This is a genomic window from Lishizhenia sp. (genome assembly GCF_057456495.1).
On the sequence record NZ_JBVCPV010000172.1, the window covers coordinates 1 to 6547 of the forward strand.

At 35.3% G+C, this 6547-nt stretch carries 7 protein-coding genes; all 7 read right to left on the reverse strand.

Going from position 1 to position 6547, the window contains the following annotated elements:
- Positions 1-894, reverse strand: an 894-nt coding sequence (locus AC22ZQ_RS11545; protein WP_318958926.1) for a Wzz/FepE/Etk N-terminal domain-containing protein, incomplete at its 3' end; no start/stop codon positions are given.
- A 1-nt stretch (position 895) separates the two neighbouring features.
- Positions 896-1684 carry a polysaccharide biosynthesis/export family protein gene (locus tag AC22ZQ_RS11550; RefSeq protein ID WP_318958927.1) on the reverse strand — a complete coding sequence of 263 codons (789 nt, stop codon included), beginning with the start codon at positions 1682-1684 and terminating at the stop codon, positions 896-898.
- A 56-nt stretch (positions 1685-1740) separates the two neighbouring features.
- On the reverse strand, positions 1741-2844 hold the full coding sequence (locus AC22ZQ_RS11555; RefSeq protein WP_318958928.1) for an MraY family glycosyltransferase: 1104 nt from the start codon (positions 2842-2844) through the stop codon (positions 1741-1743).
- A gap of 38 nt (positions 2845-2882) precedes the next feature.
- Positions 2883-3554, reverse strand: a complete 672-nt coding sequence (locus tag AC22ZQ_RS11560) for a sugar transferase (protein ID WP_318958929.1) — start codon at positions 3552-3554, stop codon at positions 2883-2885.
- A gap of 56 nt (positions 3555-3610) precedes the next feature.
- Entirely contained in the window at positions 3611-4822 is a 1212-nt protein-coding gene (locus AC22ZQ_RS11565; protein ID WP_318958930.1) for a polysaccharide biosynthesis protein, read from the reverse strand.
- A 61-nt stretch (positions 4823-4883) separates the two neighbouring features.
- Complete coding sequence (locus tag AC22ZQ_RS11570; protein WP_318958931.1) at positions 4884-6038, reverse strand: LegC family aminotransferase; 1155 nt, start codon at positions 6036-6038, stop codon at positions 4884-4886.
- Positions 6039-6547, reverse strand: a 509-nt coding sequence (locus AC22ZQ_RS11575; RefSeq protein ID WP_318958932.1) for a formyltransferase family protein, incomplete at its 5' end; no start/stop codon positions are given.

Below are 6547 nucleotides of genomic sequence, written 5' to 3' on the forward strand. Positions count from 1 at the left end.
CTCCCCTTCATTTTCAATTTCTCGTAACTGATCCTGGATTAATTCTAAACGTTTATTAATGAAATTACTCGTGTTCTCTGCTACCTCATTTTTATCTGCGATAGCATTTTTACGGTGCTGTTTAATAACCTCATTTAAGATATCATTGTTCTTTTTGATTACTTCTCCTTGAATAGAAATGTTTAGAATATCTGCATCCTTATTTACAGCTGAAACATTAAGTTGGGATTTCAAATCAGTAACAACTTTCTCCACAGGAGCTATTCGAAGGATAAATCGTCGGCCTATCATCTCAGAAGAGAACTCCTCTGTTTTTAATACACGAACTTGCCCTATCCCTATATCTCTCCAAGAATTAAATTGAGCCTTTACAGGTTTCAACTCCGTTTCGCCTTCCCCTTTTAATTCAAAAGTTGCATCAGCGACCAATCGGAGTTCAAACTCTTTTGTTTTCGTAAAAGAAGTACTATCATTCACTTTAAAATCAAAGTAAACTGGAGATTTATCATATAGCTCTGCTCGCTCTAAACCTGACCTATCTCCTACGGCTACAACACTTTTATTGATTTGTAGGTTGCGTACTACTTTTTCCAATATACTACGCGACTTGTATATCTCTATTTCGTTTTCTAAACTACCCGAACCTCCTCCAAAACCGAGTTCCTTCATCATGTCCATTTCAGAGAAACCAGACCCCGCTTTATCATCTTTGATTAATACTGTAGCTTTCGACGCAAAAGTTGGATTTGTATACCTTAAATAAACATAGGCAATTCCTATACAAAAGACTATAGATAGTAGAATCCACCTCCAATGAAATAGATAACGCTCTAATATATCTTTGATGTTTATTCCTTCTTCTGAAGAGATATCATGTACATCCGTGTTATTCATATTACTGATTACTTAAAATGGTGATGGAATAAATTGAAGAAACAATAACAGAAATTATGGAAACAAAAACACCACTGTTATTTCTGAAAAAGGTTGACTCCGTCCTTGCTGATAAATTTGGTTCTACGTAAACGACATCGTTCTGCTTTAAATAATAAACAGGAGATGTAAACAACTCTTTTGATGTTAAATCTACCCTATATTCAAATCTTACACCATTTTGCTCGCGAATTACCAAAACATTCTTGCGTAATCCTGTTATTTCCAAATCTCCTGCTAAACCTACTGCTTCTAAAAGCGTAATTCTTTCATTAGGAATTTTAAAGGTACCGGGTCGTGAAACTTCCCCCAGAACTGTAATTTTAAAATTTTCGATTTGTAATTGAACTACTGGATTATTTATATACGCTGCAATCTCTTTCTCCAAAAATGCTACCGCTGCTGAACGCTCTAAACCAGCCATTTGTATTTTCCCCAAAACAGGGAAGTTGATATACCCTTCTTTATCAATTAAGTAACCTAAACGAGCCGGATTACCAATTGTATATCCATTATTTTGTGACTGAACAACCCCTTGAGAAGGAAAATTAAACTGTAGTGCTTGTTCTGGATCATCAGCGGTTACCACAATGGAAATGATATCATCCACCTCCAAATGTGTTTCATAATTCGCTGCTAAACTATCAATTGCTTCTCCTTGAAAATAGACTACTTTTTCCTTCGTCTTACAACTAAATACCATAGGAAATATTAATCCTACTAATAAAAGCTTTAAAAGTGCACGTGTCATTGTGGTGTGGTACATTTGTTTGAATCTGCGAAAATAAGGATAATATCAAGACATTCTTAGCTTTTCTTACGCATTTTCACTTTTACGCGCATCGCTTCCCTGTTTTTATTAATCAAGAAAAAATAAACTACCGCTGCTACACACAGAACACTCGTTCCTAAGAACATGAACCACTGGTTAAAGAAAGTTGCAAAATAAGTGAATAGTAGAATAATAAGCACATTACAAAGTCCTATCCAAATACTGGCTCTCACGTGACTCATGGCTCTAAAATCTATCAGCAAATGATGGATGTGATTTCTATCCGGAGAGAAGGGCCCGCGCTTATTCATCAATCGTATCACAAACACGCGTAAAGTATCGAAGAAAGGAACGATTAAAATGGACAATAATATGTAAGGAACGTTGTATTTTCTGAGTATAAGTGATGAAGTATCATAATTCATCAAATCGATAAAACGAATAGACATGATTGCAATGACAAAGCCAAGCATCATAGAACCCGTATCTCCCATAAAGATTTTCTTCTCTGTAGATAAATTGTAACGCAAAAAGGCTATTAAACTTCCCCACATCACAAAACAGATGGACCCCAAGAAGGCATTCCCTACATAAAAAAAGGCTGCGGCAAATGAACCGAAAATAATCAACGCTACTATACTTGCCAAACCATCTATACCATCAATGAGGTTAAATGCATTGATGATCGCTAAAACTAAAAAGACACTTACAATAATTGCAATTATTTCAGGAACTTCATGTACACCTAAAAAACCATGAAAATTATAAATTTTAAATTGCGCTTGGGAGACTAAAAATAATGCTGCCAAAAATTGACCTCCTAATTTTGTTTTTGGAGATAAGGCCACCAAATCATCCTTTAAACCTAAGATAAATAGAATAGTAATACCCGGTAATATTGTGATAATTGTATTGTATTGATCCTGTTTGTCTACAAAAAAGAAAGACAACATCAATACGATGTAAAAAGCTATCCCTCCTAAATTGGGAACTGCCTTCTTATGAGAACTCCTATCGTTGGGATCATCCAATATTTTCTTGGCATTCATGACCAATGAAATCTTGGGAACAAGCAAATAGGTAAGTGTAAAACTCCCTGCAAACAATCCAATGTAATAGAATAATTCTTGATAGGTCATGACGTGACTTAATTAATCGAGCAAATTTAAGATTATTCCTAGAAACTACGTGTGGGTAAGCCTTTAAATGCTTTATATACAATTTCACTTTTAGGAAATAGTATCACCCATGCCGTAATAAAAATTATCTTAAGGTCGGTGATGAAACCTTGGTTTTCTTGATACCATTTCTCCACTTCACCTTTAAACGGATATATTACATTTTTGTAAAACTCCCAAGTATCTTCTCCTCTGTTTTTAACGGCGGTAATCAACTCTTCCTCATCTCTAAATATTATGCTTCCTATACCTGTAAGACCCGGTTGAACATTGTAAATAACCTTCTGAACCTCTAATGGGTAAGCATCAAAACTAACTTGCATTACTGGGCGGGGTCCTACAACACTCATGTCTCCTTTAAAGATATTTATAAGTTGTGGTAATTCATTAACTTTAGATTTTCTTAAAAACCCTCCCATTGGAGTTATCCTGGGATCTCTTTTAGTTGTAATAATTCCACCTGACATATTCGGACTATCTTTCAACATCGTGGCAAATTTCAAGATGTTGAATTTTTTGTTTTTATACCCCACCCTTTCCTGTAAGTACCAGATATATCCCTCACCTGTTAATTTTAACCCTATCATTATGGGAATTAACAAGGGAGATAATATCAGAAGACAGACTCCCGAAACAATAATATCGCAAAGGCGTTTGAAAATTTTATACATTTTTTTAATTCAAAGATTCAACAATTCAAAGATTCAACAATTTTGAATTCTATACACTACATTTTTTGATCTAAACTTTTCCCTGTTTCTATATGTTCGAAATCGGGTAAATATTTTTTTAATACGTTTACAATAGAGCTCTTGTCATAATCTCCTGAATTCAACAATCCTTTCAAGTCAGTTATTGTATCCTCAATTTGAGCTATTGATAGTTTCTTCGCATTTTTCACTACACCAAGCGCATTATGTTTATCGAAATCAACTTTATCTGTGTCTGTGTAGAATTCCTCATACAATTTCTCTCCAGAAGTATCTGATTCAAAAAAGTAAACAGGATAAGGATCCTTTTCTGTCATGACCAAGGCTTTTTCTTTGGCCTCTTGTTCATTTTTACATTCCAAAATAGGGCGGTTAGATGCCTTGAAAAAATCAAGCGTTATATCTTTGAAATAAACCATTTCCTCCTCAGCCAATTTTGGAAAGTAGATATCAGATGATTCACCCAGCATACATGCTAACATACAGATTTGTCCACTCTCCTCAGGAGATACAAAAAACCTTTTTACATCTGCCGGACAAGAAATAGGTTGATTTTGAAACAATCTTTCAACGTAACCTGCGAGTAAAGAACCATTTGAAAATGCAACATTTGCAAAACGCGCCGTAGTAATTTGTAATTTATCAGAATATGCCATGATGACCTCTTCCATGAGCTTTTTACTTGCTCCCATTACATTTACGGGATTAGCCGCTTTGTCTGTAGACACGCAGAAGAAGTGTTCTGGTTTGTTCTCTAACAACATGTCTAAAAACTCCTTCGCTTTAAAAACGTTGTTGTCTATCATCGCCTCGATAGAATATTTGTCTTTCTCACTTCTCACATGCTTATGCGCTGCAAAGTTGGCAACAATGTCAAAGGGACCTTCTGCTAAGAACATTTTCTTAAAGACGGGGTCTCCAAAATTCATGGGATAAGTCTTGTAATCCTCAGGAACAAATTGATTGACATCAGAACGCAAAGTCCTCGTTAACTCTGTCAATCCATTTTCATTTGTATCTACCACATACAGCTTGGCAGGTTCAAACTTAAGTACCGCCTTAATGTAAGAAGAACCGATTGTCCCTGCTCCTCCTATAACTAACACGGACTTTCCTTTGATTCTTTCTGTAAGAATTTCTTTATTTCTTTCTATATCTTGTACAAATAGACTTTCTGGTCGTTTTGTAATGTATTCTTTTATAAAGTTGGGTATGTCAATTAAGTTCATATCTTTTTTCGTAGGGGCGTGGTAAGCAAATTTACAGATTCGCGAATTTGCAAATTTGCCATTATTCTTGTGTTTTGTAAAATTCTTTTATCGTTTCAACAACTGTCTTTTGCTGTTCAAGGGTAATTCCTGCAGAACTTGGAATACTTATACTCGTGTCATAGATTTTAGATGAAACATTTTCAGTAGAAACATAAATCTCCTCCTTAAACATCTCCAATTGGTTCATCGGCATCCAGAAAGGTCTACTTTGAACGCCATTTTCATTTAAATACGCCAATAGATCTCTCATTTTTGAAGTTTTAAAGGTAAACAACCAACAGTTTGGATTTACTTCTTCATCAATTGACTGAAAAACGATATCGCCAACCCCTTCTAACTCCTGTCTATAGAAAGCATCCATCTGACGTTTGTTTTCCAAAAGTTTGGGAAAGGTTTCCATTTGAGCTACACCAATAGCGGCTAAAACGTTTACAAGTCTGTAGTTATACCCTATTTCATCGTGGATATAGTCCATAGCACTTACCTTTGCTTGCGTGGTTAAATGTTTTGCTTTATCTGCTAAATCCTTATCATTCGTAACTATTACACCTCCACCACCAGTAGAAATTATTTTGTTCCCATTAAAACTAAAAACACCGAATTTCCCAAAAGTTCCAGCGTGCTTACCGTTAAATGTTGAGCCTAACGCTTCAGTGCTGTCCTCTATAATGTCCAAATGGTACTTTTCACAAATTTCAACTAGTCGAGCCATATCTCCCATGTTTCCTAAAACATGAACTGGCATAATTGCTTTTACTCTTTTGCCGGTTGATTTAAGAAATGAAAAAGGGATACCTTCTATTTCTTTTCCTATAGTATTTTCATTTAAATATGAGTCCAATAGATCTAAATCCATCTGCCAATTATCTGCATTAACATCCACAAGTATTGGAGTTGCACCTGTATATTTCACTGCGTTTAAAGTGGCAATGAAAGTAATATTAGGTACTAACACATGATCGTCTTGGGTTACTCCAGACAAAATTTGAGCAATATGCAAACCAACCGTACCATTCATACAAGCCACACCATATTTCGCTCCTGCATAATCGGCAACCATTTGTTCAAATTGGTTCACATAAGAACCTGCCGAAGAAATCCAACCTGTGTCTATGCAGTCCTTCACATATTTCCACTCGTTTCCTTCGAGTTGTGGTATTGATAAGGGTATCATTTATTTTTCTAATTTAAAATTATAACCGTGAAATTTTAGTTGAGCCCATGGACGATCATAAGTCGTGCTTTTAATCCTTAATTCAACCTCCTCCTTGTTCATCGATAAATCTATTTCACAAAGTTCATTCAACTCCTTTCGCGTGTACGGTTTTCGTGTCCAATTTTCATTACTAATTGGGAGCGATTCATTTTTCTCAATCCTATCTATTATCCCAATGAAACTTTGAAAAATGTTTGAATATGCTTTTTGGGTTAAAGATAAAACAGTTTCATTAGGTGTGACAGGAAACCTTAGAACTTCAATTACCTTACCCGTATCTACTTTTGAAAGCATATGATGACATGTAATCCCAAATTCAACCTCTTTGTTATACAAAGCAAAATTAGTACAACCGATTCCTGGATAATCTGGCGAGCCAGGATGCCAGTTTATTGCTGCTATTTTAGCTTTATTAAGTATATCACCTGGAATTATCCACTGAGACAAATAAGAAAAAATGTAATCCC